Genomic DNA, 26,149 nt, shown 5'->3' on the forward strand with positions numbered 1-26,149 from the left:
CGCCGAGCGTGAAACGGATCACCCATTCGAGCGACCGATATCGGGTTTACGTTTCCGTCCGGGGCGTCGACGCTCGCTCTGGTGCTCACACGGCGGCTCCTGCCGCGGGCTCCGCCGCCGTCCGCCGCTCCAGCCACCGGGCGTCGATCTCGCCTTCCGCGACGATCACGGCGGGGCCGGTCATCTCGATCTCGCCGTCGGGCCGCTCGGTGATCACGAGCGTGCCGCCGGGCACGTCGACCGTGTACGTCACCGGGGTGCCGGTGACGGCCGGGTCGACGCCGTCCCTGCGGGCGGTGGCGACGGCGACGGCGCACGCGCCCGTGCCGCACGAGCGGGTCTCGCCGGAGCCGCGCTCGTGCACGCGCATCGCGACGTGCCCGGGGCCCCGGTCGACCACGAACTCGACGTTGACGCCGTCCGGGTAGGCCGAGGCGGGCTCGAACGGCGGCGGGGTATGCAGGTCCCCGGCGTGCGCCAGGTCGTCCACGAAGGCGACCGCGTGCGGGTTGCCCATATTCACGTTCCGGGCGGGCCAGGTGCGGGTGCCGACGCTGACCGTGACGTCCGGCTCCGGGAGCAGCGCGCGGCCCATGCCGACGGTCACGTCGCCCGCGGAGCCGCCGTCGGCTGCGGCCTTCGCGAGGTGCACGGTCTTCACGCCCCCGCGCGTGGCGACGGCGAGGTCCCCCTCGGTGACGTGCCCCGCGCGCTGGAGGTAGCGCGCGAAGACCCGCACGCCGTTGCCGCACATCTCCGCGACCGAACCGTCGCCGTTGCGGTAGTCCATGAACCACTCGGCCTCGGACGCCAGGTGCCGGGCCTCGGGGTGCGCGGCGGACCGCACCACGTGCAGCAGCCCGTCTCCGCCGATGCCCGCGCGGCGGTCGCACAGGGCGGCGACGGCGGCCGGAGGCAGGTCGACGGTGTTCTCCGGGTCGGGCACGATCACGAAGTCGTTCTCCGTCCCGTGACCCTTGAGGAAGGCGATCCGCGTGCTCATTCCTCGATCGTACGGGGTCACTACGGCAGAGCCGCGCGGGTCGGCCTCCGACGGCACGGGGGCCGCCAGGTCAGCCTCTGAGGCGGGCGACGCGCCAGACCGCCAGCACGACCACCGCGGCGACCACGACCACGTAGCCGAGGACCACGCGCCAGTCGGGGCGGCGGCCCGAGCCGCGCGGGGGCAGGCCCGGCCAGGTGTAGCCCACCCGGCGGGCGGCCATCATGCCCCAGCCGGCCGCGCAGGAGCAGATCAGCAGCCCCAGCATCGCGATCATCGCGCCGCTGTCGCCGAAGTCGAAGGCGAGCGGGAAGGCGAACATCAGGGACCCGACCGCGGCCAGGCACACGATGGGCGCGAGCTGCCAGAGCCGCAGTCGCCGCTGCGGACGCAGCTCGACCTCGACCTCTTCGCCGCCCGCGTACATCTCGCCGGGCTCCGGGCCGTCGTCCGCCACACCGCCCCGGATCTCGTCGGGCCCGTCCGGGCTCAGACGGCCTCCGTCCGGCTCCGGTTCCCCGGTGTCGACGGTGACGTGCTCGGTGCTCGGTGCGGTGTCACGAGGGCCGGCCTCCATCGCCACGCGCCCTCCCAACTAGGACTCCACTTTGGTCGATCGAAGCTTGATGATGGCACGCCACCGGAGGCCGGGATGACGGCCGGGGCGTCCCGATGCCATGACGTGATCAGGCTGTAACCGGTCGTTCGACCAACGACAACGCGAGCTGCGGAAGTTTCCCGAGGTCCGCCGCGGCCCCACTCAGCCAATGCACCCGCGGGTCGCGCCTGAACCATGAATCCTGACGGCGCGCGAAGCGTTTGGTGGCCCGTACGGTCTCGTCCCGGGCCTCCTGCATCGTGCACTCACCGGCGAGCGCGGTGAGCACCTGCTGGTAGCCGAGGGCGCGCGACGCCGTACGCCCTTCGCGCAACCCCCGCGCCTCCAGTGCGCTCACTTCCTCGACCAGCCCGGCCTCCCACATCCGGTCGACCCGGCGGGCGATGCGGGCGTCCAGCTCCGGGCGGGCCACGTCGACGCCGATCTGCACGGTGTCGTAGAAGGACTCGTGGCCGGGGAGGTTGGCGGTGAAGGGCCGGCCGGTGATCTCGATCACCTCCAGGGCCCGGACGATCCGGCGGCCGTTGCCGGGCAGGATCGCCCGCGCCGCCTCCGGGTCGACGGCGGCCAGGCGGGCGTGGAGCGCGCCGGTGCCGCGCAGGGTCAGTTCCTCCTCCAGCCGCGCCCTGACGTCGGGGTCGGTGCCGGGGAAGTCCATCTTGTCGACGGCCCCGCGGACGTACAGGCCGGAGCCGCCGACGAGGATCGGCACGCGGCCCGCCGCGAGCAGGGCGTCGACGCGCTCCCGGGCGAGCCGCTGGTACTCGGCGACAGAGGCGGTGACGGTCACGTCCCAGATGTCGAGGAGGTGGTGCGGGACCCCCGCGCGTTCCTCGGCCGTCAGCTTGGCGGTGCCGATGTCCATCCCCCGGTACAGCTGCATCGAGTCGGCGTTGACGACCTCACCGCCGAGCCGTTGGGCCAGGAAGACTCCCAGATCGGACTTTCCGGCCGCGGTCGGTCCGACGACGGCGATGACGCGGGGGGCGGAGGATGCGCTGCTCACCGGTCCAGTCTCGCAAACCTCCCGCTGCGGCCTCGAACGAGTTAGGTGACGTCACGCCTCCGGGATCGTTGCCCGTTGCGAGGTTCCCGTCCCGGAGCACGGGGGCGGAGGCCCGGACCGCGCAAACGGACGCACCGGGCGACGCGGGAATTCGCCCGCACGAGTACCGTATGGAGTTGATATGGGCGTTTTTGCACGACTTCTTCGGAGGTCGAAGACCACGGAGGAGGCAGCGGTCACCGAGGCACGGGCCGCTTCGTCCGCCGACGAGGGCGGGGCCGGGGCCGAGGCCCGGAAGGACGGGGGCGAGGAGGCGGGCGCGGCCGAGGGTACGGCCGGAGCCGCCGCCGGCTCCCCGGCCGCCGAGACCCCCGAGCCCGCCGCGAAGGACGCGGCCGGGGCCGACGGGGTCGAGATCCCCAAGCAGCAGTCCGCCGAGGAGGCCGTCGACAACGAGGCCGGCGAGAGCGCCCGCTCCTGACCGCACCACCATCCGACCGCACCACCGCGAGAGAAGGCGGACCATGGGTCTCCTGGACAACTTGAAGGCCAAGCTGGGCCCGGCGAAGGGCAAGGTCTCCGGCCTCGCGCAGCAGCACGGGGACAAGATCCAGCAAGGGCTCGACAAGGCGGCGAAGACCGTCGACGAGAAGACCAAGGGCAAGTACAGCGACCAGATCCGGTCCGGTACGGGCAAGGCCAAGGACGCCGTGGACCGTCTCGCGGACAAGGAGGACCCCGGCTCCGGCGGCGGCACGCCTCCGGCCGGTCCCACTCCCCCGGCCGGCTGAGTACCGGCCGCGCGTCGACGGGATCGTGCGCACGACGGCGGACGGCGGCGGAGCGCATCGGCTCCGCCGCCGTCCGCCGTCGTGGCCTTCGCCCACACGGCCGGGCTACGACCAGGCCGCCACCACGTAGCCGACGCCGTAGGGGGCGTCCTCGTACAGCAGCGTCCCGTCGAGGGCGGCGTCCTCGGCCGCGGCGGCGAGGAGCTGCCAGGGGGCCCGGCCCGACACCCTCAGCTCACGTGCCAGATCCGTGTCCAGGGCGGCGAGGGCCGTCAGGTCGGCCCTGCCGAGCGCGCGGGCCACCGACGCGTCGAAGGGTGCCGCCCGCTCGTCGAGGTATCCGGGCGCCTTGAGCGTGCGGCAGGCGCTGGCGTCGCCGAGCACGAGCATCGCCACCCGCCCGGCGCGCGCGGCGAGATCCCGCCCGAGGGCGGCGCACCGCCCGGCGTCCAGCGCAGGCCCGACGCCGATCCCTTCGACGGGAGCGTCGGCCCAAGCGGCCCGCTCAAGCAGCCAGGCCCCCACGGCCAGCCCGTACGGCAGTTCCGGACCCGCCTCCGCACCGGTGAGCGGGTCATCGCCGGCAGCGTCCGTACGGGCGTCCCCGGCGGCTCCCAGGCGCACGTCCGCGTCCACTCCGAAGCCCCGGAAAGAACCCGGCGTCCCCTGCGGATACGTCCGCGGCCCGGCGTCCTCCCCGGGTCCGACCACGACGAGCAGTCCGGGCCGGGCGGCGGCGAGAACGCCCAGGGCGTCCGCGCACGCCGTGCGGGCCGCGTCGAGTTCCGGCGCGGCGCCCGCGGCGACCTCGGGGACCAGCAGGGGCGGACAGGGACAGACTGCGGCGGCGACAAGCATGATCGGCAGCGTATCCCCCGGCCGGGCTCGGACGGCCCCTCCCCCGGCCCAGTGGTCCGCAGGCCGCTCAGTCGCAGCCGCAGCCGCTCGCCGCGACCGGCAGGGGCTCCGGGACGCCGATCTTCGGCAGGCCGAGCAGGACGCCCGCGGGCTTGGCCTGTACCGCGGTGGTGCGCTTCTCCCAGGCGTCGCCCGCGCGGGTGCGGCGCACGTCGAGGACCGCGCCCTCGGCGAGGAGGTGGTGCGGGGCGGCGTAGGTGATCTCGACCGTGACCACGTCGCCGGGGCGGACCTCCTGGTCCGGCTTGGTGAAGTGGACCAGGCGGTTGTCGGGGGCGCGGCCGGACAGGCGGTGGGTGGTGCCGTCCTTGCGGCCCTCGCCCTCGGCGACCATCAGCTCCAGGGTGCGGCCCACCTGCTTCTTGTTCTCCTCCCAGGAGATCTCCTCCTGGAGGGCGACGAGCCGCTCGTAGCGCTCCTGGACGACCGCCTTCGGGATCTGGCCGTCCATGTCGGCGGCCGGCGTGCCGGGGCGCTTGGAGTACTGGAAGGTGTACGCCTGCGCGAAGCGGGCCTCGCGGATCACGCGCAGGGTCTGCTGGAAGTCCTCCTCGGTCTCGCCGGGGAAGCCCACGATGATGTCGGTGGTGATCGCGGCGTGCGGGATGGCGGCGCGGACCTTCTCGATGATGCCGAGGTAGCGCTCCTGGCGGTAGGAGCGGCGCATGGCCTTCAGGACCGGGTCGGAGCCGGACTGGAGCGGCATGTGCAGCTGCGGCATCACGTTCGGCGTCTCGGCCATGGCGGCGATCACGTCGTCGGTGAAGTCGCGCGGGTGCGGGGAGGTGAAGCGGACGCGCTCCAGGCCGTCGATGGTCCCGCAGGCCCGCAGCAGCTTGCTGAACGCCTCGCGGTCGCCGATGTCGGAGCCGTAGGCGTTGACGTTCTGGCCGAGCAGGGTGATCTCGGAGACGCCCTCGGCGACCAGGGCCTCGACCTCGGCGAGGATGTCGCCGGGGCGGCGGTCCTTCTCCTTGCCGCGCAGGGCCGGGACGATACAGAAGGTGCAGGTGTTGTTGCAGCCGACGGAGATGGAGACCCAGGCCGCGTAGGCGCTCTCGCGGCGGGTGGGCAGGGTGGACGGGAACGCCTCCAGGGACTCGGCGATCTCGACCTGCGCCTCCTCCTGCACACGGGCGCGCTCCAGCAGGACGGGCAGCTTGCCGATGTTGTGCGTGCCGAAGACGACGTCGACCCAGGGGGCCCGCTTCACGATGGTGTCGCGGTCCTTCTGGGCGAGGCAGCCGCCGACCGCGATCTGCATGCCGGGGCGGCTCGCCTTCTTCGGGGCGAGGTGACCGAGGTTGCCGTACAGCTTGTTGTCGGCGTTCTCGCGGACGGCGCAGGTGTTGAAGACGACGACGTCGGCCTCGCCGTCGGCGCTCTCCGGGGCGCGGACGTATCCCGCGTCCTCCAGCAGGCCGGACAATCGCTCGGAGTCGTGGACGTTCATCTGGCACCCGTAGGTGCGTACCTCGTAAGTGCGGGGGGCGCCCACGGTCTGGCTCCGGTCGATGCTGGTCATGACAGTAAGGGTAGGCGGTTCCCGGCCATGGCCCGGTCGGCCTGTGGATAACTCCCGGACGCGCTGGTCAGGGCTGGTCAGGGCTCGATGAGGCCCGCCCGTATCGCGTAGCGGGTGAGTTCCAGGCGGTCCCGGACGCCGAGTTTCTGGAGCAGGTTGGCGCGGTGCCGTTCGACGGTCTTGGCGCTGATGAAGAGCAGTTCGCCGATCTCCTTGGAGGTGTGTCCTTCGGCGACGAGCTTGAGGATCTCCTCCTCGCGTTCGGTGATCGGCCGGGCGGGCAGGCCGTCGCCCCGGTGGAGGCGGTCGAGATAGGCACGGACCAGGGCGCGCTCGGCACCGGGGTAGATGAAGGGTTCGTCGCGTACGGCGGCCCGGCACGCCTCCACGAGGTCGCGGTCGGCGACCGACTTCAGGACGTAGCCGCAGGCGCCCGCCTTCAGGGCCTCGAAGAAGTACTGCTCGTTGTCGTACATGGTCAGGATGAGGATGCGCAGTTCCGGCAGGCGGCGGGAGAGCTCGCGGGCGGCCTGGAGTCCGGTCATACGGGGCATGGCGACGTCGAGGACGGCGAGGTCGACGTCGCCGGCGCGGGCCGCGGCGACCGCCTCGGCGCCGTCCCCGGCCTCCGCGACCACCGTCAGGTCGGGTTCGCCGTCGAGTATCAGCCGCACTCCGCGGCGTACGAGGGTGTGGTCGTCGGCGAGCAGGACGCGTATCGGGGGTGGCGGGGGCTGGGCGGTCATCAGTGGTCTCCGGTCGCGTCGGGCACGCGCGCGTGGGGGTCGGTTCCTGGGGTCGCGTCCGTCACGCGCGCGTAGGGGTCGGTCCCCTCGGGCGTGACGGGCACGCGCAGACGTACGTCGGTTCCCGAGCCCGGCCCGGGTACCACGGAGAGAGCGGCTCCCACCAGCAGGGCGCGTTCCCGCATGCCGCTGAGGCCGGTGCCCTCCGGGGCGTCGCCGATGCCGCTGCCGTTGTCGCGGACGAGGAGTTCCACGGCGTCCGGGAGGCGGCGCAGGCTGATCTCCGCGCGGTCGGCACCGGAGTGCCGCGCGGTGTTGGTCAGGCCCTCCTGGGCGACCCGGTAGATCACGAGTTCCGACTCCGGGGTGAGTGGGGGCAGGTCGCCGGGGACCTGGTGGCGGACGGTGAGGCCGTGGTGGGTGAACTCGGCCGCGAGCGAGCGCAGGGCGCTGGCCAGGCCCAGTTCCTCCAGGACGCCGGGACGGAGCCGGCGGGCGATGCGGCGGATCTCGTCCAGGCCCGCCCGGGTCGCCTCCTGGGTGAGGCTCACCTCGTCGCTCAGCTCCGCGGGCACCCGGTCGGCGACCCTTTTCAGTTGCAGCAGGACGGCGGTGAGGGTCTGGCCGACCTCGTCGTGCAGTTCGCGGGCGATGCGGTGGCGCTCGCGTTCCTGCGCGTGCAGTGCGCGGGCGGCGCCCGCGGCGCGTTCGGCCTGGAGGCGGTCGAGCATGGTGTTGTACGTGGCGATCAGCACGGCGGCCTCGGCGGGGCCGGAGACCTCCTCGCGGGCGCCGGGCCGCAGCAGGTCCGCGGTGGACATGGCGCGGCCGAGCCGTTGCAGCGGGGTGAGTCCGACCCGGAGCACGACCGCGTTGCCGACCAGCAGCGCGGCGAGGCCCCCGAGGAGGATCAGCGCCTCGTGCGGCAGGACGGGGGTGGAGACGGTGACCGGTCCGAGCAGCAGCGCGGTGGCGAGCACCAGGCCCGTGGCGTTGAGCGAGAAGATCCGCCAGAACAGCGACACGGTCCTCTTACCGCTCCTCCCGGATCTCGCGCGCGACACCGCCGGGAGCAGTCTCCGCACTCCCGGCCGGTTGCGTATATCCGTCACGACACCCATATCGCCACGGTACGTGCGGATGAAAGCATGGCGCGGCGTCACCGGACACCCATATGCCGCGGACGCAAGCACAGCAAGAGAGACGAACGAGGGGAAGACACGTGTCCGCTCCACGCCTGAGGGCGACGCCACTGCCGGGTATCGGGGTCCAGTACGACCTGGTGACCCGGGAACACCGCCAGCTTTCGGTGGTGGCGCACCGCGACGGCGCCCGCACGGTCAACGTGTACCGGGCCGACGACCCCGATTCCTGCGCCCAGTCCCTGAAGCTGACCGGCTCGGAGGCCGGTGCGCTGATCGACGCGCTGAAGCCGTCGCACAACAGCGCCAGCCTGCTGCACACCTCGGCGCTCGGCCTGGTGGCCGAGCGGATCGAGGTGTCCGCGACGTCCTACTGGAACGGGCGGGTGCTCGGCGACACCAAGATGCGCACCGAGACGGGCGCGTCGATCGTGGCCGTGCTGCGGCACGCCGAGGCCATTCCGTCCCCGACGCCGGACTTCCGCCTGGTGGGCGGCGACATGGTGATCGTCATCGGCACCCGAGAAGGCGTCGACGCCGCCGCGGCGATACTCGGTCGGGAGTGATCTGGTGCACTCTTCCGGAATCCTGTTGGTCGAATTCGGCGCCATCATCCTCGGCCTGGGCCTGCTCGGGCGGTTCGCCGGGCGGTTCGGCCTCTCCCCCATCCCGCTGTACCTGCTGGCCGGTCTGGCGTTCGGCCAGGGCGGACTGCTGCCGCTGGACGCGAGCGAGGAGTTCGTCGCCACGGGCGCCGAGATCGGCGTCATCCTGCTGCTGCTCATGCTGGGCCTTGAGTACACGGCCGGTGACCTGGTCACCAACCTCAAGTCGCACTATCCGGCGGGTCTCGTCGACTGTGCGTTCAACGCCCTGCCGGGTGCGATCGCGGCCCTGCTGATGGGCTGGGGCCCGGTCGCGGCGGTCGTCCTGGCCGGCGTCACCTGGATCTCGTCGTCCGGTGTCATCGCCAAGGTGCTCGGGGATCTGGGCCGGGTCGGCAACCGCGAGACCCCCGTCATCCTCAGCGTGCTGGTCCTGGAGGACCTGGCGATGGCGGTGTATCTGCCGATCGTCACGGCGCTGGTGGCCGGTGCCGGTCTGATGACGGGAAGCATCACGCTCGCGGTCGCGCTCGGGGCGGCCGGCGTCGTGCTGTTCGTGGCCCTGCGCTACGGCCGTCTCATCTCCCGGTTCGTCTCCAGCGACGACCCGGAGAAGCTGCTCCTCGTCGTCCTGGGGCTCACCATCCTGGTCGCGGGCGTCGCGCAGGAGGTCCAGGTGTCGGCCGCGGTCGGCGCGTTCCTGGTGGGCATCGCCCTGTCGGGAGAGGTCGCGGAGGGCGCGCACACGCTGCTGAGCCCGCTGCGCGACCTGTTCGCCGCCATTTTCTTCGTCTTCTTCGGACTGCACACCGACCCGGCGAGCATCCCGCCGGTGCTGCTGCCCGCGCTCGCGCTGGCCGCCCTCACCGCCCTGACGAAGATCGCCACGGGTTACTGGGCGGCACGGCGGGCCGGTATCTCGGTGAAGGGACGCTGGCGGGCCGGTGGCGCGCTGGTGGCCCGCGGCGAGTTCTCGATCGTCATCGCCGGGCTGGCGGTGTCGGCCGGTATCGAGCCGGACCTCGGCCCGCTGGCGACCGCGTACGTGCTGATCCTGGTGATCCTCGGCCCGCTCACCGCGCGGTACACGGAGTCCATCGCGACCTGGTTCGCCCATCGCCGCGGCGATCCGGACCGTCCTGCGAAGGCCGTCGAGGAGGTCCCGCGGCCGGCGGACGCCGAGGCGTCGGTCGCCGACTGAACCACCCGTCCACCGCCGACTGAACCACACTCGGTCGCCGACCGAACCACACGTCGGTCGCCGACCGGGCCACGTCACGGTCACCGGCCGGGCGGCAACGCGGTGACCCTGCGGGAAGACGCCCCCGTGCACGGCCCCGGCCGTGCACGGGGGCGTCCCTCATCCGTCCTGCTCGGGGCTCCACCCCTGCCGCCGCAGCACCCCCGCCACGTCCGGCGCCGCGTAGTGCTCGCCCTTGAGGACCTTGCCGTCGGCCCGGCGGCTGACCCGGCCGTCGGGGCCCAGCTTGGTCATGTTGGACCGGTGGATCTCGGCGATCACCTCGTCCAGGTCGATGCCGTGGACCAGGGCGGTGCCGTACGCGACGTAGACCACGTCGGCCAGTTCGTGCGCGAGCCGGTCGAGCGAACCCTCGACGGAGACCTCGGCGACCTCCGCGGCCTCCTCCGCGAGCAGCTCGCCGCGGTGCGCCGCCAGCTTCGGCGGTACCCGGGCCGGGGTGGAGCGGGCGTCCAGCCCGAAGGCGTGGTGGAAGGCGCGGACCAGGTCGGCGGGTGAGGCGGGCGAAGAACTCATGCGCCCGACTGTAACGACCGCCTGTGACAATCACGTCCCCCGTCCACCGGCCCTGGCCAGCGGGGATGCGGACTGGCAGGATCGCGCCATGTCCACCCTGTTCTCCCGTATCGGCCGCCGCCGGGCCCTCCAGGGCGCCGGGGCCGCCGCCGTCGCGCTCGGACTGCTGCTGTGGTGGCTGCTGCCGCTGGGCGAGAAGCCGCCCACAGGGACGATCACGTTCAGCACCGGCACGCGCGCGGGGGTCTACCAGAAGTACGGCGAGCTGCTGCGCACCGAGCTGCGCAAGGACATGCCGGGGCTGAAGGTGTCGCTGCGGACCAGCGCGGGTTCCCAGGAGAACGTGCAGAAGGTGGCGAGCGGCGAGGTGGACTTCGCGGTCGCCGCGGCGGACGCGGTGGAGACGTACGAGTTCGAGGACCGTCCCGGGGCCGACCGGCTGCGCGGGGTGGCGCGGCTGTACGACGACTACGTGCAGCTCGTCGTTCCGGTCGACTCGACCGTGCAGTCGGTCGCCGACCTGCGCGGCAAGCGGGTCTCCATCGGGCTGCCCGACTCAGGGGTGCGGCTGATCGCCACCCGGCTGCTGAAGGCCGCGGGCATCGATCCGGAAGAGGACATCGTCCCCCGGTACGCGGGCATCGACACCGGTCCGAAGCGGCTGGGGCACGGTATCGACGCGTTCTTCTGGTCCGGTGGGCTGCCGACGGACGGACTGGAGCGGATCGCCAAGACGTCGTCGTTCCGGTTCGTGCCGATCGAGGAGGACCTGGTCGCCAAGTTGCACGAGATGGCCGCTCCGACGCGCTACTACCGGGCCACCAACATGCCGGAGTCCGCGTACCCCACCGTCCAGAACGGCTACGCGGTCCCGACGATGGCGGTGTCCAACGTACTGATCACGCGCGAGGACACCGATCCGCGGATCACTGAGTGGCTGACCCGGACGGTTCTGGAGAGCCGGGACGGCATCGGTGCGCACGTCCACTCGGCGCAGTTGGTCGACCTGCGTACCGCGATCTACACCGACCCGCTGCAACTGCACGAGGGCGCGCGGCGCTATTACGCGTCGGTCAAGCTGTAAACCTGTACGGGGATGAACAGGCGGGCCGTCTCACGGCCCCGTCCTCGGCACCGTGACCGTCACCTTCAGCCCCTGCGGCGGATGGTGGTCGTAGCCGATGGTGCCGCCGCCCGCGGCGAGCAGCGCGCGGCAGATGGAGAGGCCGAGGCCGGAGCCCTTGATGTTCTGGTGCCGGCCGCTGCGCCAGAAGCGGTCGCCGACGCGGGCCAGTTCGTCGTCGGTCAGGCCGGGGCCGCGGTCGGCGACGACGACGGTGCAGGAAGTGCCGTCGGACGCGACCGTGACCTGCACGTTCTTTCCCTCGGGGGTGAACTTCAGCGCGTTGTCGATGACCGCGTCCAGGGCGCTGGAGAGCGCCACCGGGTCGGCCCAGGCGGTCGTCGGCGGGCAGTCCCCCGCGAGCACCACGCCCTTGGCCTCGGCCGTCGGTGACCAGGCCGCGACCCGCTCGGAGGCCAGCGCGCCGATGTCGGTGACCTTCAGGTCGGCCGCGGTGTGCTCGGCCAGCGCCAGGTCGAGGAGGTCGTCCAGGACGTGGGCCAGGCGTCTGCCCTCGGTCTGCACGGAGGCGATCTCCTGGTTGCCCTCGGGCAGCTCGAAGGCGAGCAGCTCGATCCGCAGGAGCAGCGCGGCCAGCGGGTTGCGCAGTTGGTGGGAGGCGTCGGCGACGAAGGCCCGCTGCTGCTCCAGTACGTCCTCGACGTTGTCGGCCATCTCGTTGAACGAGTGGGCCAGGCGGCGCAGCTCCGGCGGGCCCCCGGAGGGCGCGACGCGGGACTTGAGGCGTCCGGTGGCGATGTCGTGCGTGGTGGCGTCCAGGACGCGTACGGGGCGCAGGACCCAGCCGGTGAGCCGCAGCGCGGCGGCGACGGCCAGCGCCATCGCGGCGAGTTCCCCGGCGGCGATGACGAGCCAGCCGTCCAGCGTGCGGGACCGCATCGATCCGGTGGGCGAGTCGGTGACGACGACCGCGACGACGTCGCCGTCCCGGATGACGGGCGAGGCGACGACGAGCCGGCCGTCCTCCCAGGGCCACACCTGCTCGGGGTCGTGGCTGCGGCGGCTGAGCAGCGCCTCGTCGAAGGCGTCGCGCACCTCGCCCCGCTGAGGGAGGAACCAGGTCGTCGGGGCGTTGGCCATGGGGATGTGGCTGGTGTAGAAGACCGCCGCGCGGATGCCGTAGACCTCGTAGTAGCTGATCAGCTCGGACTGCAGGGTCTCCAGGCGCTCGGTCGGGGTGGTGCGGGACCCGGACGGCGCGTCGCCGACGAACTGGGCGAGCGCCGCGAACCGCGCGGTGTCGTCGATACGGTCGACGACCGTCTTCTGCTGCTCGGCTCGTGCCACGCTGACGGCGAGCGGCACACCGAAGGCGAGCAGTACGGCCGCCATCAGGACGATCAGCAGCGGAAGCAGACGTGCGCGCACCCGTGACCCGCTACGCGGTGGGGGCGACGAGGCGGTAGCCGACGCCGCGCACGGTCTCGATCAGCGCGGGCATGCGCAGTTTGGAGCGCAGGGAGGCCACGTGCACCTCCAGGGTGCGGCCGGTCCCCTCCCAGCTGGTGCGCCAGACCTCGCTGATGATCTGCTCCCGGCGGAAGACCACCCCGGGACGCTGGGCGAGCAGGGCGAGCAGGTCGAACTCCTTGCGGGTGAGCTGGACGACCGAGCCGTCGACCCGCACCTGGCGCGTGGGCAGCTCGATGTGCACGGACCCGAGCCAGACCTCGCCGTCCGTGCCGGGTGTGTCCTCGTGGGTGGTGCGCCGGCTGACGGCGTGGATACGGGCGAGCAGTTCCCCGGTGTCGTAGGGCTTGACCACGTAGTCGTCGGCGCCGAGGTTGAGGCCGTGGATGCGGGAGCGGACGTCGGAGCGTGCCGTCACCATGATCACCGGAGTGGCGGTGCGCTTGCGGATCTTGCCGCAGACCTCGTAGCCGTCCTGGTCGGGCAGGCCGAGGTCGAGCAGGACGACCCCGAAGCCGTCGCTCTCGGGCACCAGCGCACGCAGCGCCTCCTCGCCGCTGCGCGCGTGGGTGACGTCGAAGCCGTGGCGCGCCAGGATCGCGGACAGGGCGGCGGCGACGTGGTTGTCGTCCTCGACGAGCAGCAGTCTCATCCGGTCCCCCTTCGGTTCATCCGCCGTATGCTCGGCACGGGTACAACGACGCTGGAGCACGCGCGCGTACCCGTGCAGTCACGCTGATGGACAGGGACGGCGTCAAGGGGGTTCCGGTTGCGGAGCGCCCGAAGTTATCCGGCCGATATGCGCCCTGCTCTCAACTGCTACGACACGTGTCCGGTTGCTATCGGATCGTGATGCTCAGATTCCCCTCAGATGTAATGACGCAGGTCGTGCCGCGTCACTACTGTCCTCCAAAACCGAGGAGGACGGAGCCTCAGAGCGATGACCGATGTATCGGTGGCCAAGGACAACGTGGCCGCGACCGACGACCTGGTCGTAGTGAAGAATGTCAACAAGCATTTCGGCGCGTTGCACGTGCTTCAGGACATCGACCTGACGATCGGCCGTGGCGAGGTCGTCGTGGTCATCGGGCCGTCCGGGTCCGGCAAGTCCACCCTGTGCCGCACCATCAACCGCCTGGAGACGATCGACTCCGGCGCGATCACCATCGACGGCAAGCCGCTGCCCCAGGAGGGCAGGGAGCTGGCGCGGCTGCGGGCCGACGTCGGCATGGTCTTCCAGTCCTTCAACCTCTTCGCCCACAAGACGGTGCTCGACAACGTCATCCTGGGCCAGGTCAAGGTCCGCAAGGCCGACAAGGCGAAGGCCGCGGAGAAGGCACGCGCCCTGCTCGACCGGGTCGGGGTGGGCGCGCAGGCGGAGAAGTACCCCGCGCAGCTCTCCGGCGGTCAGCAGCAGCGCGTCGCGATCGCTCGGGCCCTGGCCATGGACCCGAAGGTCATGCTGTTCGACGAGCCGACCTCGGCCCTCGACCCGGAGATGATCAACGAGGTCCTGGAGGTCATGCAGCAGCTGGCCCGGGACGGCATGACGATGATCGTCGTCACGCACGAGATGGGCTTCGCCAGGTCGGCGGCGAACCGGGTCGTCTTCATGGCGGACGGCCGGATCGTCGAGGAGGCCACGCCGGACCAGTTCTTCAGCAACCCGCGCAGCGACCGTGCCAAGGACTTCCTGTCGAAGATCCTGCACCACTGAGCAACCGGTACCGGTAACCCGCACCATCACCGCCGGTCCGCACCGCGCCGGCCCACGTCACCCGCGCTCGACGGCCACTGCTCGTCTGAACACAGCCAAAGGATGTTCACCATGAAGCTCCGCAAGGTCACCGCCGCCTCGGCCACCGTGCTCGCCCTCGCCCTCTCCGCCACCGCGTGCGGCTCCGGCGACGACGAGGACAGCGGCTCCTCCGGGGGCAGCAAGAAGATCACCATCGGCATCAAGTTCGACCAGCCGGGTCTGGGCCAGAAGACCCCGCAGGGCTACGCCGGCTTCGACGTGGACGTCGCCACGTACGTCGCCAAGAAGCTCGGGTACAGCGAGGACCAGATCGAGTGGAAGGAGTCGAAGAGCGCCGACCGCGAGACCATGCTCCAGCGCGGTGACGTCGACTTCATCGCCGCGACCTACTCGATCACCGACGAGCGCGCCGAGAAGGTCGACTTCGCCGGCCCGTACCTCCTCGCCCACCAGGATGTGCTGGTTCGCGCCGACGACAAGGACATCAAGGCGCCGGAGGACCTGAACAACGCCAAGCTCTGTTCGGTCACCGGCTCCACCTCGGCGCAGAACGTCAAGGACAAGCTGGCGCCCAAGGCGCAGCTGCAGAACTACCCGACGTACTCCGCCTGCCTGACCGGTCTCCAGAACGGCGCCATCGACGCGCTGACCACGGATGACTCGATCCTCGCCGGCTACGCCTCGCAGTCGCAGTTCGAGGGCAAGTTCAAGCTCGGCGGCTTCAAGATGACCAACGAGAACTACGGCATCGGCGTCAAGAAGGGCAGCGACCTCAAGGCGAAGATCAACGACGCCCTAGAGGCCATGGTCTCCGACAAGTCCTGGGACAAGGCCGTCTCCGACAACTTCGGCCCGGCGGACTACAAGAACGAGCCCGCGCCGGCGATCGGCGACATCAAGAGCTGAGGCAGCGTCTGACCGGGTGCGCCGCTCCGGGTGGGGGCGGCGCACCCGGTGCGGGCACCCCTACACGCGGAAGCGCGGGAGATCGTGTTCGACTTCTTGGAAGACTATGACTTGCTGGGAGCCTTCTGGACGACGGTGCAGCTCACTCTGCTGTCGGCCGTCGGCTCCTTGATCTGGGGCACGCTGCTGGCCGCCATGCGCGTCAGCCCGGTCCCGCTGATGCGCGGTTTCGGGACCGCGTACGTGAACGTGGTGCGGAACATCCCGCTCACCGTCATCATTCTGTTCTCGTCCCTGGGCCTCAGCCAGACCCTGGGTATCTACCTCGGTGCCGAGGGCAACTTCGAGTCGCTGAACTTCCGGCTCGCCGTCTTGGGCCTGATCCTCTACACCTCGGCCTTCGTCTGTGAGGCGCTGCGCTCCGGCATCAACACGGTGCCCGTCGGGCAGGCCGAGGCGGCGCGGGCCATCGGCCTCAGCTTCAGCCAGGTGCTGTCCCTGGTGGTACTGCCCCAGGCGTTCCGCTCCTCGGTGACGCCCCTGGCTAACGTGCTGATCGCGCTCACCAAGAACACCACGGTGGCCGCCGCGATCGGTGTCGCCGAGGCGGCGCTGCTGATGAAGGAGATGATCGAGAACGAGGCCCAGCTGCTGCTGATCTCCGCGATCATCGCGTTCGGTTTCGTGATCCTGACGCTGCCGACCGGTCTGATCCTGGGCTGGGTGGGCAAGAAGGTGGCGGTTAAGCGATGAGCTCCGTTCTCTACGACGCACAGGGGCCCCGCGCCAAGCGGCGCAACGTCGTCCTCACCGCGGTCTTCGTGGTCGCCCTCGCCGCCGTCCTGTGGTGGGTCTACACGACCCTCCAGGACAAGGGCCAGCTGGAGTGGGCGAAGTGGGAGATGTTCTTCACGGGCACCGAGGCCTGGTCGACGTACATCTGGCCGGGCCTGGAGAACACCCTGAAGGCGGCCGTCCTCTCGGTGATCATCGCGCTGCCGCTCGGTGCGGTGTTCGGCATCGCCCGGCTGTCGGATCACGCCTGGGTGCGCGTCCCGGCCGGCATCGTGGTCGAGTTCTTCCGGGCCATCCCCGTCCTGGTCCTGATGATCTTCGGTCTCGCCGTGTTCGCCGAGTACAGCAGCGTCAGCTCCGACGACCGTCCGCTGTACGCGGTCGTCACGGGTCTGGTGCTGTACAACGCCTCGGTCCTCGCCGAGATCGTCCGGGCGGGCATCCTGACCCTGCCCAAGGGCCAGTCCGAGGCGGCGCAGGCGATCGGTCTGCGCAAGGGACAGGTCATGCGGCTGATCCTGCTGCCGCAGGCGGTCACCGCGATGCTCCCGGCCATCGTCAGCCAGCTCGTCGTGATCGTGAAGGACACCGCTCTCGGCGGTGCCGTCCTCACCTTCCCGGAGCTGCTGTCCTCCGCCAACACGATGAGCGGTTACTACGGCGCCAACACCATCGCCAGCTTCACGGTGGTGGCGGTCATCTACATCGCCATCAACTTCGCCCTCACGAGCTTCGCCAGCTGGCTGGAGCGCCGGCTGCGGCAGGGCAAGAAGTCGACCGGCGCGGTTCTGGGCGCCGACGACAACGCCGAAGCGGTGGCGGCCTGACCCCGCGAGTCACCCGGTAGGACCAGCCCGGAGGCAGTGGCGTGATCGCCACTGCCTCCGTCGCTTGACGAGGGCAGCGGCAATGGGTTGCATACATTCTGTGATCGTGCACCCCGCTCCGACGTCCTGTTCGTCTGCGTCCCCCAGGACACCGCTTCGGGCAGGGGGCGCCACGCCGTGGACCCGGTGATCATCGTCGGCGCGGGGCCCGTCGGACTCACGCTCGCCCTCGCCCTGGCCCGTCAGGAAGTGCCCTGCGTCGTCCTCGACGAGGGACCGGGCAAGGAAGAGCCCCGCCCCGCGCGCACCGTCGTCCTGCCCGAGGACACCGTCGCCCTGCTCGAACGGCTCACGGGCACCCCGCTCGCCCAGGGCGGTCTCCACTGGGCCGGATGGCGGTCTATCCGGCGCAAGCAGGTGACGCGCGAGATCATGTTCGACGCCGCCGGACCCGCGCCGCTGCACATCGCCCAGCACGTGCTGACCGGCGCGCTGCGCGCGGCCCTGGCCCGCGAGCCCCGGGTGAAGATCGCCGTCGACAGCCGGCTGGACGCCATCGAACAGGAACGCGCCGGCGTCACCGCCCACACCAGGGGTCCGGCCGGCACCTGGTGGCGGGGCAGCTGGCTGGTCGGCTGCGACGGCCCCCGCTCGACCGTGCGCAAGCTCCAGGACATCCGCTTCCCCGGCCGTACGGCGGTGGAACGGCACGCCGTCGCCGCCCTGCGCACAGAGCTGCCCTGGAGTGAAGAAGCGTTGCTCCACCGCTCACCGCCGTGGCGGACGGCGGGCCCGTCGGCCGGGGAGATCACCGGCCGCCCCCTCCCCGACGGCGTGTGGCGCCTGGACTGGCTGCTGCCGCCCGGCAAGGACCTGATCACCCCCGAACTGCTGGTCAACCGCATCCGCGAGACCCTCACCGGCTGGAACGAGGGCTCCGCGCCCTCCTACGAACTCCTCGACACCGGCGTCCACACCGTCCACCACCGGCTCGCCCGCCGCTGGCGGGTCGGCCGCGTCCTGCTCGCCGGGGACGCGGCACACCTGCTCGGCGCGCTCGGCACCCAGGGCCTCGACGAGGGCCTGCGGGACGCCGACAACCTGGCCTGGAAGCTGGCGCTGGCCTGGCATCACGGAGGGCACGAGGCACTCCTCGACAGCTACCAGGAGGAACGGCGCGGCGCCGTCGCCGCCCGGCTGCGCGCCGCCGACCAGGCGCTGCCGCTGGTGCGCGGCGGCGGGGGCCTGCGCGGCTACGTCCCCGGGTCGACCCGGAGCCACGACACTCTGCTCACGGACGGTCACCTGGGGCGCGGGACGCTCGGTGCGCCGGGGGCGTACGCCGATTCGTCGCTCACACCCCTGCCGCTGGACGGCGAGACGGAGGTCGGCACGGCGCCCGGTGCGCAGGTCAGCGATGTGCGGGTGACCGCGGAGGACGGCGCGTTCGTCCGCCTGCGCGACCGGCTCGGCCGGGGAACGCTGCTGGTCGTCCTGGTCGCGCCCGGCACGGGAGTGTGGGAGCGCAGGCACTGGGTGACCGCCGGCATCATGCCCCGGCTGGCCGCCGCGGTGACCGCGCTGCCGCACCGCGCCGAACTGCTGGTCGCCGAGAGCTACCCGGGCGCCGGCGCCCACACCGTGCTCCTGGTGCGGCCCGACGGCCACTTGGTCACGGCGCTGGGCGGCGTACGGCCGGCCGACCTGTACGCGGCGGCCGAGGCGGCGCTGGGAAGGAGCGTTCCGCCTGGTCAGGACGGTGACGCTGCGACGGATGACGCCGTGTCGGACGCCTCCGCGCCCTCCGGATCACCGGCGGCCTCCGACTGAGACGACCCTCCGAGCCACCCTCCGTGACCGCACCGTCCGTACGGTGACGGTCAGTTGACCGGTGCCCGCCGCCATGGTGTACTCCGGACCATGACCGACACCGATGTGCGCCTGTGGCGGAGAGTCCATATGGACCTCGTCCGCTATGCGGGCTGCGTGTGTCGACCGTCCTGCTGAATTCGCCTTCCTTCTTCCTCGCGCGTGCCTTTCCGGGCTTCTCCGCTCCGCCGCGCGCGCTTCCGCGAACTTCTTTCATCAGGACGGTAGCCATGTCTGTCTCGACCTCTCCAGCCACGCCCACGACCTCGTCCTCGCCCTCGCCCTCGTCCTCGTCCTCGTCCTCGGGCAGGACCTCCGGCCGTGCGTCCGGGCCCACCCAGGCGGAGCTGCTCGCCTTCGTACGGCGCACCGCCGCCGACGCCGAACTCGTCGCCTCGCTCCCCCTCGACCCCCAGGGCCGCACCTGGGTACGGCTGGAGGGGCCGGGCGGCAGCGAGGCGTGGCTGATCGGCTGGCCGCCCGGCACGGGCACCGGCTGGCACGACCACGCCGACTCCGTGGGCGCCTTCGTCACCGCCGCCGGCGAACTGAAGGAGAACTCGCTCGCCGCCCGGCTGCCCACCCACGCCTGGCGCACCCTGGAACTCGCCGACGGCGTGGACCGGGAGCGCCGGCTCTCCGCCGGACAGGGCCGCGCCTTCGGCCGGCACCACGTGCACGAGGTGCTCAACGAGTCCGCGGACCGGCACGCCGTCTCCGTCCACGCCTACTACCCGCCGCTGCCGCTGATGCGCCGCTACAGCCGCAGCGGCCCGGTTCTCCGCCTGGAGCAGGTGGAGCGCCCGGAGGACTGGCAGTGAGCGGCTCCGAGGGGCACGGCGGCGGCCCGGTGCGCGGCGGGTCCGGTCCCACCGACCGGGCCACCGGGATCGACGAACTGCTGGAGCGGGTGCGCCAGGGGTACGAGCGGACCGGGCCGCGGGAGGCGTACGCGGCGCACGAGGCCGGTTCGGCCCTCCTGGTGGACATCCGGTACGCCGCCCTGCGCGAGCGGGACGGGCTGATACCCGGTGCCGTGGTGGTCGAGCGCAACGAACTGGAGTGGCGGCTCGACCCGCGGGGCAGCCACCGCCTTCCCGAGGCCACCGGACATGATCTGCGGATCGTCGTGATCTGCAACGAGGGGTACGCGTCGAGCCTGGCGGTGGAGTCCCTGCACCGTCTGGGCCTGCACCGCGCCACCGACCTGACGGGCGGCTTCCAGGCGTGGCGGGGAGCGGGGCTGCCCGTAGCGCCCGTAGCACCCGTGGCGCCCGTAGCACCCGTGGCACCCGCCGGGACGGGTCAGGTGTCGGACTCGCAGTAGAACGGCGCCGTGTCCGCGGTGCCTTTCGTGATCAGCCTGATCGGTGTCTTCGCGATCTTCTCCGCCACCCTGCCGCGCAGCAGCGCGATGGTGTTCCGGACGGCCAGTTCGCCCGTCTCTCCGGCCGAGTTCGAGACCGTCGCGGAGAACCGTCCGTCCTTCAGCGCGGCCAGGCCCCGATCCGTGCCGTTGACCGTCACGATCCGCACGTGGCCGGCGCCGGCCGCGTCGAACGCCTCGCGGGCGGCGAAGGCCATCTGCTCGTTGGCGACGAAGGCGTAGTCGAGGTCCGGATGTTCCCGGATCATGGCCGTGGCGACGTCCCGTGCCGTGTCCGCTTCGTACATGCCCGGCTCTTCGGCGACGACCTGGACGTTGTCGGGCAGCGCCTTGGTGAAACCGCCGACGAGCAGGTCGGAGGCGGCACCGGGCGCTCCGGTGATCACCCCGGCCCGCGCGGGCAGGCCGTCCGCGTCACGGTCGATCCACTGGGCGTCGAGCCGTCCCACCGCCTCCAGGTCGACGACGACGGCCCCGAGGATCTCGGACCGGTCGGTGCTGACGGAGGTCAGGAAGACGGGGATGTCCGCGCTCCGGGCCTTGTCGATGCCGCGCTTCAGCGCGTCCGTGCTGACGGTCTGAAGAATGATCGCGTCGACCTTGCGCGCGATCATCTTCTCGATGTTGGCCAGTTCGGTCCCGGCGTCCTGCCGGGAGTCGGCCGTCACCAGGGTGGCGAAGTTGATCCGGGCGGTGACCTCCACGGTCCTTTGCAGGCACTGGTGGAACTCGCTGTCGCCCCCGTTGACGAAGCCGAGCGTGAGGCGGCCGTCGACCGTGGTCCCCGCGTCCGCGTCGGAGAAGGCGCCGCAGCCACTGAGCAGCAGCCCGCAGCAGAGCAACAGGGCCGGTGGCACGGTGCGGAAGTGGACGGAGAAGGACATGGCGGGGCCGCCTTTCTGGCACACGGCAGGGAGATCCGTGCGGGTTCAGCCCACCGACCGGAACTCCAGGGGGGCGGCGCATGCGCGATGTCACGGCTCGGGCACCCGCGCGACGGCAGCAGACGGTACAGCCGCGCCGGAGGAGGTGACCCTTCCGGGAACGCAAGGTAATCGTGCGCGTGGTGTGCGGTACGTGACGCGCGTGGCGTATGTGACGCGCGCACCGTTCTGCCTACGCCCGGTTCAGAACGACCCGTCCTCCAGGTGTTCCGTGTCCTCGCCCTCCTCCTCCAGCGCCTGCCGGACCACTCTCAGGGCCATGCCCTCGGGGTAACCCTTGCGGGCGAGCATCCCCGCGAGCCTGCGCAGCCGCTTGTCCCGGTCGAGCCCGCGGGTGGCGCGCAGCTTCCGGTCGACCAGCTCACGCGCGGTCGCCTCTTCCTGCTCGGAGTCGAGCTGGGAGACCGCCGCGTCGATGAGGGTGGAGTCGACCCCCTTGGTCCGCAGCTCCCGGGCGAGCGCGCGCCGCGCCAGCCCCCGGCCGTGGTGCCGGGACTCCACCCAGGCGTCCGCGAAGGCGCTGTCGTTGATCAGCCCGACCTCCTCGAAGCGGGACAGCACCTCCTCCGCGGCGTCCTCCGGAATCTCCCGCTTCCGCAGGGCGTCGGCGAGCTGCTTGCGCGTGCGCGGAGTCCCGGTGAGCAGGCGCAGGCAGATCGCCCGTGCCTGCTCGACCGGGTCCCGCGGAGGCTCCGGTTCCTCGGCCCTCGACGAGGAGGGGGAGCCCCCGTCCGCCGCGGGTCCGCTCCCGCGGTCCCGCGACCGGCGTCCCCGGCGTCCGCCGGCGCCCCGGGGCCGGCCACCGCCGCGTGGCCCCCCGTCGTACTCCCCGTGAGGCGTACCGGCCTCGGCCTCGGCGAAGGAGCCGTCGTGTCCGTCACCGTCCGTCCCGGCGGAGCCCTCGTCGCCCGGTCCGCCCCGTTCGCGCGTGTGCGGCGGGGGGACCGGGGTGGCGTACTCGGCCCAGTCGGTTCGTCGTGTCACGGGTCAGCTCTTGGCGGCCGCGGCCTTGGACTTGGCTGCCTTGGCCGCGGGAGCCGGAACCGTCGCGGCCGCGTCGGCCGGAGCGGCGGAGACCGCGGCGTCCGCGCCCGGCTCGGCGGCGGGCTCCTCGGGACGTACGCCGACGCCCAGCTTCACCTTGATCTTCTTCTCGATCTCGTTGGCGAGGTCGGGGTTGTCCTTCAGGAAGTTACGGGCGTTCTCCTTGCCCTGGCCGAGCTGGTCGCCCTCGTACGTGTACCAGGCACCGGCCTTGCGGACGAAGCCGTGCTCCACGCCCATGTCGATCAGGCCGCCCTCGCGGCTGATGCCCTGGCCGTAGAGGATGTCGAACTCGGCCTGCTTGAAGGGCGGCGCGACCTTGTTCTTGACGACCTTGCAGCGGGTGCGGTTGCCGACCGCCTCCGTGCCGTCCTTCAGCGTCTCGATGCGCCGGATGTCGATGCGCACGGAGGCGTAGAACTTCAGGGCCCGGCCACCGGTCGTGGTCTCCGGAGAGCCGAACATCACGCCGATCTTCTCGCGGAGCTGGTTGATGAAGATCGCGGTGGTCTTCGACTGGTTGAGCGCGCTGGTGATCTTCCGCAGGGCCTGGCTCATCAGCCGGGCCTGGAGGCCGACGTGGCTGTCACCCATCTCGCCCTCGATCTCCGCGCGGGGGACGAGCGCCGCGACGGAGTCGATGACGATGAGGTCGAGGGCGCCGGAGCGGACCAGCATGTCCACGATCTCCAGGGCCTGCTCGCCGTTGTCCGGCTGGGAGAGGATCAGGTTGTCGATGTCGACGCCGAGCTTCTTCGCGTACTCGGGGTCGAGGGCGTGCTCCGCGTCCACGAACGCGACCTGGCCGCCGGCCTTCTGCGCGTTCGCCACGGCGTGCAGGGTCAGGGTCGTCTTGCCCGAGGACTCGGGGCCGTAGATCTCCACGACCCGGCCGCGCGGGAGACCGCCGACGCCGAGGGCGACGTCCAGGGCGGTCGAGCCGGTCGGGATGACCTCGATGGGCTCCATCGACCGCTCGCCCATGCGCATGACCGCGCCCTTGCCGAATTGCCGTTCAATCTGTGCGAGAGCGGCGTCCAGCGCCTTCTCGCGGTCGGTGCCTGCCATGGGTTCCACCCGGTTTGCTTGAGTCGATCGCTTCACGTCAAAGACGCTAACGCCTGCCACTGACAATGCGCCCCGACGCAGGTCCCACCTGTGGATAACTCGGGTGCATCTCCGTCCATAGCCAGTCGAATCGCCCGTCGCGAGCGTCGCTGGAGCCTCCATAAGAATGGATGTTCGATTTTAGTGTCAAGCGCACCACACGCGCTCCGACCCCAGTTGCTGCTGCGCGCGGGGCGGGCCGGGACGACGGGGCACCGCCGCACCGGACGACGGTGGACCTGGACGGCGGGACCGCGGTCGTCCGGATGCCGCAGGAGTCGTCCGGACTCTCCGGGAGTCGTCCGGGCGCCCTAGGACGAGCCTTCTTCCGACCCCGTGCGCCACCGGTCCCGAAGATGCCGCACGCGCGTGCGCAGTCCCGGGCCGGGGCCACGGTCCCGGCGTCCCTGGACCCGGGGGTCGTCCGTCACGTCGTACCGCTTGACGTACGCGCCGAGGAACGCCTGGAGCGTGGCGACCGCCGGGATGGCGATCAGGGCGCCGACCGCGCCGAGGAGCGCGGTGCCGGCGATGACCGAGCCGAACGCGACCGCGGGGTGGATGTCCACGGTCTTCGACGTCAGCTTGGGCTGCAGCACATAGTTCTCGAACTGCTGGTAGATCACCACGAAGCCCAGCACCCACAGCGCGTACCAGGGGTCGACGGTGAAGGCGATCAGCATCGGCAGGGCGCCCGCGAGATAGGTGCCGATGGTGGGGATGAACTGCGACACCAGGCCCACCCACACGGCGAGCGCGGGCGCGTAGGGCACCTCCAGGATCTCCAGCAGGATGTAGTGGGCGATGCCGGAGATCAGCGCCATCAGGCCGCGCGAGTACAGATAACCGCCGGTCTTGTCCACGGCGATCTCCCAGGCGCGCAGCACCTCGGCCTGCCGCGCGGGCGGCAGGACGGAGCAGAGCGCGCGGCGCAGCCGGGGCCCGTCGGCGGCGAAGTAGAACGAGAACAGCCCGATCGTCAGCAGCTGGAAGAGGCCGCCGAGCACCTGGGCGGACACGTCCAGAACCCCGGTGGCGCTGTTCTGGACGTAGTTGCGCAGCCAGTCGGAGCGCAGCAGCCCCTCCTGGATGTCCACGCGCCGCAGCTCGGTGCGGAAGTGGGTGTTGATCCAGTTGATCACGGAGTCGAGGTACTCCGGGAAGTCCTCGACCATCTTCACTATCTGGCCCGCGAGCATGGAGCCGAGCAGCGTGACGAACCCGGCGGTGGCGATCAGCACCCCGATGAAGACCAGGAAGGTGGCCAGCCCTCGGCGCATCCCGCGCGCCGCCATCCAGCTCACGGCCGGCTCGACGGCCAGGGCCAGGAAGAACGCGATCAGTACGTTGATCAAAAGGCCGGTGAGCTGGTGGAAGGCCCAGCTGCCCAGCTGGAAGACGGCGTACAGCGCGAGGGCGAGGACCAGGGCGCGGGGCAGCCAGCGCGGCATGCGTCCGGCCGGCCCGGTGCCCGCGGCCGGGGGTCCGGCGGGCGGCACGGGGCCGGACGGTGATGGGTGCGGAGTCGCCCGCCCGGTCTCGTCAGAGGATGGCACGGTCTTAGTCTCGCCCACGCCGCCGACAGCCGGATGCCGTCCGGCGATCTCCGTGGCGGTTCAGCGCTGTTCCTGGGGAACGTTCATCACCGTGCACACCACACGCCACACGTCCCTGGCGTGCCAGCCGGCGTCCAGCGCCTCGTTCACCGTACGTCCGCCCAGTTCCGCCATCACGTGGTCGCGCGCGAAGGTGTCGGCGTAACCGGAACCGAAGTGTTCTGTCATCCGCTGCCAGAAAACCGTCAACCGCATGTCCCCAGTATCCCGCCCCCGGGTGTGGCCCGGGGACGGGCCGCCTGGGAGACCGCTTTCCGCCCTACGGTCTGACCCATGGCCGAAACCGGAGCGCCCGCGCTCCCTCCGATGCCCCCGGCGCGCTCCGTGCTGGCCCGTGCCGAGCACTTCGTGTGGCTCACCGCGCGCGTGCTGGAACAGCGCCTGTTCGCCTACCTCTTCCGGGGCGGCGACGCGGCCCCGGTGATGACGGCGCTCGACGCCTACCGCAATCCGGACGGCGGCTACGGCCACGCGCTGGAGCCGGTGCTGCGCGGCCCGCACAGCCGTCAGCCGCACACCGCGCACGCTCTGCGGGTCCTGGACGCCGTGGGCCGCTGCGGCGGGCGGCACATCGAGCACACCTGCCGGTACCTGACCTCCGTCTCCGCCGCGGACGGCGCCCTGCCCGCGCCCCTCACCGACCGTCCCGCCGCGAAGGCCCGTCCCGGCACGCTGGCCGCCACGGGACCCGTCGTCGGTCTGCTGCACCGCAACGGGGTGTGGCACGCCTGGCTCTTCCGGGCCACCGAATTCTGCTGGCGGAAGGTCGAGTCGCTGTACACCTCCGACCCGCGGGAGATCCACGCGGCGGTGGCCTTCCTCGACTCCGTTCCCGACCGTCCGCGCGCGGAGGAGGCCGCCGCGCGGCTGGGCCGTCTGCTCCGCGAGCGGCACCTGGCCGTACTGGACCCAGACGACCTCCCCGCCGGCCCGCCCGCCGGGGACGAGCGGCATTACCTCCCCCACGACTACGCGCGGTCGCCGCGCTCCCTCGCGCGCGCGTGGTTCACGGACACCGAGATGGCACGCTCCCTGGACTTCCTCGCGGGCACCCAGGAGGAGGACGGCGGCTGGCCCGTGCGGCCGCGGCCGGAGACGGAGGTCGCACTCCTGGAGGCCCGGCCCGGAACGGCCATCAGCGCCCTGCGCACCCTGCGCGCCTACGGCCGCCCCATCGACTGAGCCACCGGGCCGCACCCGCGGGCTCTG

At 71.6% G+C, this 26,149-nt stretch carries 29 protein-coding genes; 14 read left to right on the forward strand and 15 right to left on the reverse strand.

The window, feature by feature from the left end; translation table 11 throughout:
- Positions 1–85: 85 nt before the first annotated feature.
- From dapF to miaA, 3 genes are all read right to left on the reverse strand, one after another.
- Positions 86–1,003: a diaminopimelate epimerase gene (dapF, locus tag UW392_RS43965; RefSeq protein ID WP_320780926.1), complete on the reverse strand. Its 918-nt coding sequence runs from the start codon at positions 1,001–1,003 to the stop codon at positions 86–88.
- Between the two features lie 70 nt (positions 1,004–1,073).
- Positions 1,074–1,580 carry a hypothetical protein gene (locus tag UW392_RS43970; RefSeq protein WP_320780971.1) on the reverse strand — a complete coding sequence of 169 codons (507 nt, stop codon included), beginning with the start codon at positions 1,578–1,580 and terminating at the stop codon, positions 1,074–1,076.
- A 109-nt stretch (positions 1,581–1,689) separates the two neighbouring features.
- Entirely contained in the window at positions 1,690–2,628 is a 939-nt protein-coding gene (gene miaA / locus UW392_RS43975) for a tRNA (adenosine(37)-N6)-dimethylallyltransferase MiaA (protein WP_320780927.1), read from the reverse strand.
- Between the two features lie 181 nt (positions 2,629–2,809).
- On the opposite strand from miaA, the gene UW392_RS43980 reads away from it, so the two are divergent.
- A complete protein-coding gene (locus UW392_RS43980; protein WP_320780928.1) occupies positions 2,810–3,109 on the forward strand; it encodes a hypothetical protein in 300 nt (99 codons plus the stop codon).
- A gap of 43 nt (positions 3,110–3,152) precedes the next feature.
- Positions 3,153–3,419, forward strand: a complete 267-nt coding sequence (locus UW392_RS43985) for an antitoxin (protein ID WP_320780929.1) — start codon at positions 3,153–3,155, stop codon at positions 3,417–3,419.
- Between the two features lie 105 nt (positions 3,420–3,524).
- Here UW392_RS43985 and UW392_RS43990 read toward each other — a convergent pair whose 3' ends face one another.
- The 4 genes from UW392_RS43990 to UW392_RS44005 form a co-directional block, all read right to left on the reverse strand.
- Positions 3,525–4,277 (reverse strand): class III extradiol dioxygenase subunit B-like domain-containing protein, encoded by a 753-nt coding sequence (locus UW392_RS43990; RefSeq protein ID WP_320780930.1) that lies wholly within the window; start codon positions 4,275–4,277, stop codon positions 3,525–3,527.
- 67 nt (positions 4,278–4,344) lie between these two features.
- Positions 4,345–5,862, reverse strand: a complete 1,518-nt coding sequence (gene miaB / locus UW392_RS43995) for a tRNA (N6-isopentenyl adenosine(37)-C2)-methylthiotransferase MiaB (RefSeq protein WP_320780931.1) — start codon at positions 5,860–5,862, stop codon at positions 4,345–4,347.
- A 77-nt stretch (positions 5,863–5,939) separates the two neighbouring features.
- The gene (locus tag UW392_RS44000; RefSeq protein WP_320780932.1) at positions 5,940–6,608 is read right to left on the reverse strand and encodes a response regulator transcription factor; all 669 of its coding nucleotides are present in this window, start codon (positions 6,606–6,608) and stop codon (positions 5,940–5,942) included.
- Positions 6,608–7,633, reverse strand: coding sequence for a sensor histidine kinase (locus tag UW392_RS44005; protein WP_320780933.1), 1,026 nt, complete (start codon positions 7,631–7,633; stop codon positions 6,608–6,610). Before UW392_RS44005 ends, UW392_RS44000 begins: the two co-directional genes overlap by 1 nt.
- Before the next feature lie 197 nt (positions 7,634–7,830).
- Between UW392_RS44005 and UW392_RS44010 the strand changes: the two genes are divergently transcribed.
- Both UW392_RS44010 and UW392_RS44015 read left to right on the forward strand, forming a co-directional pair.
- Positions 7,831–8,316 carry a cation:proton antiporter regulatory subunit gene (locus tag UW392_RS44010; protein ID WP_320780934.1) on the forward strand — a complete coding sequence of 162 codons (486 nt, stop codon included), beginning with the start codon at positions 7,831–7,833 and terminating at the stop codon, positions 8,314–8,316.
- Between the two features lie 4 nt (positions 8,317–8,320).
- Positions 8,321–9,556, forward strand: coding sequence for a cation:proton antiporter (locus UW392_RS44015; RefSeq protein ID WP_320780935.1), 1,236 nt, complete (start codon positions 8,321–8,323; stop codon positions 9,554–9,556).
- 159 nt (positions 9,557–9,715) lie between these two features.
- Here the strand turns inward: UW392_RS44015 and UW392_RS44020 are convergent, their stop codons facing one another.
- Positions 9,716–10,132, reverse strand: a complete 417-nt coding sequence (locus UW392_RS44020) for a MazG nucleotide pyrophosphohydrolase domain-containing protein (protein ID WP_320780936.1) — start codon at positions 10,130–10,132, stop codon at positions 9,716–9,718.
- Between the two features lie 88 nt (positions 10,133–10,220).
- Here UW392_RS44020 and UW392_RS44025 point away from each other — a divergent pair, with 88 nt between their 5' ends.
- Positions 10,221–11,216, forward strand: a complete 996-nt coding sequence (locus tag UW392_RS44025) for a TAXI family TRAP transporter solute-binding subunit (RefSeq protein ID WP_320780937.1) — start codon at positions 10,221–10,223, stop codon at positions 11,214–11,216.
- A gap of 30 nt (positions 11,217–11,246) precedes the next feature.
- Here the strand turns inward: UW392_RS44025 and UW392_RS44030 are convergent, their stop codons facing one another.
- Positions 11,247–12,644, reverse strand: a complete 1,398-nt coding sequence (locus UW392_RS44030; RefSeq protein WP_320780938.1) for a HAMP domain-containing sensor histidine kinase — start codon at positions 12,642–12,644, stop codon at positions 11,247–11,249.
- A 10-nt stretch (positions 12,645–12,654) separates the two neighbouring features.
- Entirely contained in the window at positions 12,655–13,338 is a 684-nt protein-coding gene (locus UW392_RS44035) for a response regulator transcription factor (RefSeq protein ID WP_320780939.1), read from the reverse strand.
- 288 nt (positions 13,339–13,626) lie between these two features.
- Between UW392_RS44035 and UW392_RS44040 the strand changes: the two genes are divergently transcribed.
- The 8 genes from UW392_RS44040 (at position 13,627) to UW392_RS44075 (ending at position 20,169) form a co-directional block, all read left to right on the forward strand.
- The gene (locus UW392_RS44040; protein WP_320780940.1) at positions 13,627–14,403 is read left to right on the forward strand and encodes an amino acid ABC transporter ATP-binding protein; all 777 of its coding nucleotides are present in this window, start codon (positions 13,627–13,629) and stop codon (positions 14,401–14,403) included.
- A 111-nt stretch (positions 14,404–14,514) separates the two neighbouring features.
- Positions 14,515–15,351: a glutamate ABC transporter substrate-binding protein gene (locus UW392_RS44045; RefSeq protein WP_320780941.1), complete on the forward strand. Its 837-nt coding sequence runs from the start codon at positions 14,515–14,517 to the stop codon at positions 15,349–15,351.
- An 84-nt stretch (positions 15,352–15,435) separates the two neighbouring features.
- A complete protein-coding gene (locus tag UW392_RS44050) occupies positions 15,436–16,104 on the forward strand; it encodes an amino acid ABC transporter permease (protein WP_320780942.1) in 669 nt (222 codons plus the stop codon).
- Positions 16,101–16,973, forward strand: a complete 873-nt coding sequence (locus UW392_RS44055) for an amino acid ABC transporter permease (RefSeq protein WP_320780943.1) — start codon at positions 16,101–16,103, stop codon at positions 16,971–16,973. Before UW392_RS44050 ends, UW392_RS44055 begins: the two co-directional genes overlap by 4 nt.
- A 177-nt stretch (positions 16,974–17,150) precedes the next feature.
- Positions 17,151–18,803, forward strand: a complete 1,653-nt coding sequence (locus tag UW392_RS44060) for an FAD-dependent monooxygenase (RefSeq protein ID WP_320780944.1) — start codon at positions 17,151–17,153, stop codon at positions 18,801–18,803.
- Positions 18,804–18,893: 90 nt separating this feature from the next.
- Entirely contained in the window at positions 18,894–18,980 is an 87-nt protein-coding gene (locus UW392_RS44065; RefSeq protein ID WP_311605579.1) for a putative leader peptide, read from the forward strand.
- A gap of 92 nt (positions 18,981–19,072) precedes the next feature.
- A complete protein-coding gene (locus UW392_RS44070; protein ID WP_320780945.1) occupies positions 19,073–19,663 on the forward strand; it encodes a cysteine dioxygenase in 591 nt (196 codons plus the stop codon).
- A 29-nt stretch (positions 19,664–19,692) separates the two neighbouring features.
- Positions 19,693–20,169, forward strand: a complete 477-nt coding sequence (locus UW392_RS44075) for a rhodanese-like domain-containing protein (RefSeq protein ID WP_320780972.1) — start codon at positions 19,693–19,695, stop codon at positions 20,167–20,169.
- On the opposite strand, the gene UW392_RS44080 is transcribed toward UW392_RS44075, so the two are convergent.
- The 5 genes from UW392_RS44080 to UW392_RS44100 all read right to left on the reverse strand — a co-directional run bounded on the left by UW392_RS44080 (position 20,148) and on the right by UW392_RS44100 (position 25,135).
- Positions 20,148–21,113, reverse strand: a complete 966-nt coding sequence (locus tag UW392_RS44080) for a sugar ABC transporter substrate-binding protein (RefSeq protein ID WP_320780946.1) — start codon at positions 21,111–21,113, stop codon at positions 20,148–20,150. The genes UW392_RS44075 and UW392_RS44080 overlap by 22 nt on opposite strands.
- A gap of 243 nt (positions 21,114–21,356) precedes the next feature.
- Positions 21,357–22,157, reverse strand: coding sequence for a recombination regulator RecX (gene recX, locus UW392_RS44085; RefSeq protein WP_320780947.1), 801 nt, complete (start codon positions 22,155–22,157; stop codon positions 21,357–21,359).
- Positions 22,158–22,160: 3 nt separating this feature from the next.
- Positions 22,161–23,285: a recombinase RecA gene (gene recA, locus UW392_RS44090; RefSeq protein WP_320780948.1), complete on the reverse strand. Its 1,125-nt coding sequence runs from the start codon at positions 23,283–23,285 to the stop codon at positions 22,161–22,163.
- 350 nt (positions 23,286–23,635) lie between these two features.
- Positions 23,636–24,775, reverse strand: coding sequence for an AI-2E family transporter (locus tag UW392_RS44095; protein WP_414497298.1), 1,140 nt, complete (start codon positions 24,773–24,775; stop codon positions 23,636–23,638).
- Between the two features lie 165 nt (positions 24,776–24,940).
- Positions 24,941–25,135, reverse strand: a complete 195-nt coding sequence (locus tag UW392_RS44100) for a DUF3046 domain-containing protein (RefSeq protein WP_320780950.1) — start codon at positions 25,133–25,135, stop codon at positions 24,941–24,943.
- Positions 25,136–25,213: 78 nt separating this feature from the next.
- Between UW392_RS44100 and UW392_RS44105 the strand changes: the two genes are divergently transcribed.
- Positions 25,214–26,122 (forward strand): hypothetical protein, encoded by a 909-nt coding sequence (locus UW392_RS44105; protein WP_320780951.1) that lies wholly within the window; start codon positions 25,214–25,216, stop codon positions 26,120–26,122.
- The last annotated feature ends 27 nt before the right edge of the window (positions 26,123–26,149 follow it).

The organism is Streptomyces sp. CRN 30 (assembly GCF_034105845.1).